The organism is Actinoallomurus acaciae (genome assembly GCF_042429965.1).
Classification (GTDB): domain Bacteria; phylum Actinomycetota; class Actinomycetes; order Streptosporangiales; family Streptosporangiaceae; genus Actinoallomurus; species Actinoallomurus acaciae.
The window spans coordinates 1-4322 of sequence record NZ_JBHLZP010000624.1; the positions used below are offsets into that span (position 1 = coordinate 1).

Below are 4322 nucleotides of genomic sequence, written 5' to 3' on the forward strand. Positions count from 1 at the left end.
GACGGTGCCGCCGAGGTCGGACTGGCTGGTCAGCGACATGATGTTCCCGCCGGCGGCGGCGATCGCGGCGGCCAGCGCGGCGAGCCGACCCGGTGTGTCGCGTACCTGGGCGCGTACCCGCCACAGGCGGGCCGGCGGCGACGCGATCACGTCGCGGGGGCGCGACCGGCGGTGCGCCCACCACAGGTGCGCGGCGATGAACGCGCACAGGGCGACGCCGAGACCGATCAGCATCACCGAGCCGGACTCCCGGTGTCCCAACGCCGTGGAGAAGACGTGCGCGATGCCGGCCGCGATGAACAGCGTGCCGAACTCGACGACCTCGTGTCGCCATGTCCCGCGGTGGCCGGGCGCATGGCCGCGGCGGATCTTGAGTCGCATGACGACCACGATGCGCAGCCTTCGTTGCGACGGCGAACACGCAGGGTGACACCGATGTAACGAGATCACCCACCGCAGGCAGGCGCGAGGTCCTCTCTTCGGTGCCCGAAGTATTTGTCTCCGCCTCTTCCGTCGTCTCGATGTCCGAAGTAACATCCTCGACACATACATCGTTCCGGGTACCGAACAGTGCGGTGGGCGAAATGATCATTGATACCGGTTCGTTCGACAGCTTGGGAGAGCTGCTGCTTGCCCTGGGAGGTCGGCTGACGCGACTGCAGACCGAGATCCTGGCGTCGCTGGAACAGCCGCTCACCATTCGCCAGTACCGCATCCTGTCTCGTGTCGGTGCCGGGCACACGTCGCTGACCGCGCTGTGCAAACTCGCCCACCGCAACCCGTCCACCATGTCGGAAAGCGTGGACAAGCTGGTCAACCAGGGGTTCCTCATCCGCGGGACCGCCGACACCAGCCGACGCATGATGCGTCTGGAACTCACCGCCAAGGGCAGGAAGGCGTGCGATGCGGCTGATCGCGCGCTGGAGAAGTTCACCAGGGAGCTCACGGCGGACATCCCGCCGGAGCTGGAGGAACAGCTCCTTCCCGCACTGACGAAGACCTATCTGGTCATCCAGGCCGATCTGGACGATCGATAGGCGACCGGCCACCTCGGGGGGCCCGCATCAAGGGCGATTGACAACGGTTTAGCCGCAAGGAGGTGGCACCGTTCCATGCCCGTACAACAAGACCATTCCCCGGAGTTCGTTCGGCTACTGCAGAGAATGGACGACTCCAGATTCACCTCTCGACATCTGCGCATTTATGTGACCGCCCTGTTCGGTCATTTCATGGACGGGTTCGTCATCAACATGACGGGGGTCCTCATCCCCGGACTCATCGTGACGTTCCATCTGACCAGCAAGCAGGCAGGGCATTTCAGCTCGTCACTGTTCGCCGGGATGCTCGTGGGCGCAGCGGTCGCCGGGAGCGCCTCCGACCGGTTCGGGCGCAGGTTCCCCCTGTTCGTCTCGATCATGACCTATGCCGTGTTCTCCTTCGCGGCGGTCTTCGCGGAGAGCTATGACTCTCTCCTCGTGTTCCGCACGCTCCAGGGGGTCGGTCTCGGCGCCGAGATCGCGATCGTCCTCCCCTACATCACCGAGTTCGTGCCGTCGCGGCACCGGGGGCCGCTGGTCACGCTGGCCTCGGCGGCCTGGATCTGCGGCCTGCCCGCCTCAGCCGCCGTCGGACGGCTGCTCATGCCGCACTCGAGCTGGCGGTCGATGTTCGCCGTCGGATCGATCTCCGCCGTGGCCGCCGTCCTCATCGTCACTCGCCTGCCCGAGTCCGTGCGCTACCTCCTGCGCACCGGGCGGGTCCGCGAGGCACGAGCCCTCGTCGACACGATCGCGTCCCCGGAACCGGCCGCCGGCATGCGACCCGCGGCCGCCGTCGCGCCGGCCCCCGCCGAAGCGGGCCGGGCGACGGGGTCCGTTCGCTTCCTGCTCGGCCGGTCCTACCTCAGGTACACGCTGTCGATCTGGCTGATGGAGCTGTGTGCGGGCGCCTTCCTGTACGGCATGTCGAGCTGGCTGCCCTCCATCCTCGAACGCCGGGGCGTCGGCCTGCTGCGAAGCTTCAGCTACACCGCGATCATCACCTTCGCCGCCGTCGTCGGCGCGATCGTCGCAGGTCAGCTCGTCAACCGGGTCGGCCGCAGATCCGTCATGTCCTCCTCGTTCCTGCTCGGCGGGGTCGTGTGCCTCATCTGGGGCACGACGTCGGCGACGGCGGCCGTCGTCGCCCTCGGATCGGTCGCGCAGTTCTTCGGAAGCGGCGTGGCCGGCGCCACGCTGTTCGCCTACGCGAGCGAGCTGTATCCGACCGAGAGCCGGGCGACCGGCCTTGGCTGGGCCGCCGCCTGGCAGAAGGCGGGCGGCCTGGTGATGCCCACCGCGGTCGGCTACGTGCTGGCCATGCACGCCTCGAGCTACGTCTTCTTCGTCCTGTTCGGCGCGATCTCCCTGCTCGCCGGAGTCTCGGCGCTGGCGGCGACCTTCGAGACCCGCGACAAGACCGTCGAGCAGATCACCCGCGAGCTGGCCCGGAGGGTGGGCCGCGAGCCCGCCACGGCGCCGGCGGTCGGCTCCGGTGCGGTCGGCGAAACCGGCGACTTGTGACCCCCCACCCCTCACCGCAAGGAGACACCAGCAGATGACGACCGAGCACGCCGTACGGCCGGCGGCGGACCGCGACCGGATGGCCCCGGAGGACCGGGATGAGGTGGCGCTGCGGCACCGCCGCGTACGGGCGGCAATGGACGAGCAGGGATTCGACGCGATCCTCGCGTTCGGCCCCGGATGGCGCCGGGAGAACGTCCGGTACTTCACCGACGCTTCGCTCATCGGCAGTGCGGCCCTCGTGATCTTTCCGGCCCACGGCGATCCGGTCGCCTTCTCCACGAGCCGCGCCGACCTGGCCACGGTCACACGGCGCGGCTGGGTCGGCGAGGCGCTCCTCCTCGATCCGGACGCCCCGGACGCGCTGACCGGACGGCTGGCCGACCTGCGTCCCCGCCGGGTCGGTGTCGCCCACTACGAGCTCTTGCCCGCCGTAGTCCTGGAGGCCGTACGCGCCGCCCTGCCGGCCGCCGAGATCGTCTCGGCGACCGCGCTGATGGACGGCGTACGCCTGGTCAAGAGCGACTGGGAGCTGGCCCGGATGCGTCGTGCCGCACAGGTGTGCGCGGCCGGATGGGAGGCGTTCGTGGACGTCCTCGAACCCGGCCTGCCCGAATACCGGATCGTCGCCGAGGTCGAGGCACGGATCAAGGCGATGGGCGCGGAGGACAACTTCATGCTCATCGCCTCCGGCAAGGACGAGGTGCGCGGCATGACCGCGCCGTCGCCGCGAGTACTGGCGGCGGGCGACATGGTCCGCACCGAGCTCACCCCGCAGCTCGACGGCTACTGGCTGCAGATCTGCCGCTCTGCGGTGGTCGGCACGGCGAGCCCCGAGCAGCACGAGTCGTTCGCGCTGTTCAACGAGGCGGTCGAGGCCGGCATGGCCGTCGTGCGACCCGGCGTCACCGCCCACGAGGTCGCCAAGGCCCAGAACGACGTCTTCCGCGCCCGCGGCTTCGGCGAGTACTGCACGAGCAGGTACACCCGCGTCCGCGGTCACGGGCACGGACTGCACCTCGACGAGACGCCGATCATCGAGGGCAACGAGACCGTGCTGCCGCAGAACGCGGTCTTCATCATCCACCCCAACACCTACACACCGATCGCCGGCTACCACGTGCTCGGCGATCCGGTACGCGTGACCGCGGACGGCTGTGAGGTGCTCATCTCCACCGAACGCAAACTCTTCGAGACGGGAGACGCAGCATGAAGCGCGGCCTGGTGGTCCTCGACCCCGACGAGGTCCCCGAGAGCGAATGGGACGAAAGGCTCGCGGCCGTACGCGCGGACCTGGCGAAGGACGGGATCGATGTCGCCCTGGTCTACGGCGACACCTACAGCTCCGACGACATCGCCTATCTCACGAACCTGTGCATCTACTGGAACGAGGGCATGATGGCCATCCGGCCGCAGGGCCCGCCGGTGCTGCTCACCAAGCTCTCCCCGCGTGTGTTCCCGTGGATGCGGCTGACCTCCAAGGCCGAGGACATCCGCAGCGGCCGGAAGTTCGGCCCGCTGGTGAGCGGGCTGCTCGACGAGAGCGAGCCGGGCACGGTCGGCCTGGTCGGCGCCGCCCGGTGGCCCGCGGCCGTCATCGATGAGGTCACCGCCGCGCTGCCCGGCTGGGTCGTACGCCCGCTCGGCCCGGTGATCCGGGACCGCCGGGCGGTCCCCTCGGACGCGGAGGAGACGCTCCTTCGCACGGCGTCCTCGGCCCTGGACGCCGCGGTCCGCAAGGCCGCACGGGCCGGGCTCGCG

The 4322-nt window shown here is 69.4% G+C and carries 4 protein-coding genes and 1 pseudogene; 4 read left to right on the plus strand and 1 reads right to left on the minus strand.

Translation table 11 applies throughout. The annotated features are described in order from the left end of the window. Positions 1-381: pseudogene (locus tag ACFFNX_RS43535) on the minus strand (hypothetical protein); the annotation flags it as partial. 203 nt (positions 382-584) lie between these two features. Between ACFFNX_RS43535 and ACFFNX_RS43540 the strand changes: the two are divergent. The 4 genes from ACFFNX_RS43540 to ACFFNX_RS43555 form a co-directional block, all read left to right on the plus strand. Continuing rightward, positions 585-1037, plus strand: coding sequence for a MarR family winged helix-turn-helix transcriptional regulator (locus tag ACFFNX_RS43540; RefSeq protein ID WP_378212117.1), 453 nt, complete (start codon positions 585-587; stop codon positions 1035-1037). A gap of 126 nt (positions 1038-1163) precedes the next feature. Further along, positions 1164-2561, plus strand: a complete 1398-nt coding sequence (locus ACFFNX_RS43545) for an MFS transporter (protein ID WP_378212118.1) — start codon at positions 1164-1166, stop codon at positions 2559-2561. Positions 2562-2595: 34 nt separating this feature from the next. Then, positions 2596-3774 (plus strand): M24 family metallopeptidase, encoded by a 1179-nt coding sequence (locus ACFFNX_RS43550; protein WP_378212119.1) that lies wholly within the window; start codon positions 2596-2598, stop codon positions 3772-3774. Then, positions 3771-4322: aminopeptidase P family N-terminal domain-containing protein (locus ACFFNX_RS43555; protein WP_378212120.1), on the plus strand; the 552-nt coding region annotated here is incomplete at its 3' end. The genes ACFFNX_RS43550 and ACFFNX_RS43555, both read left to right, overlap by 4 nt.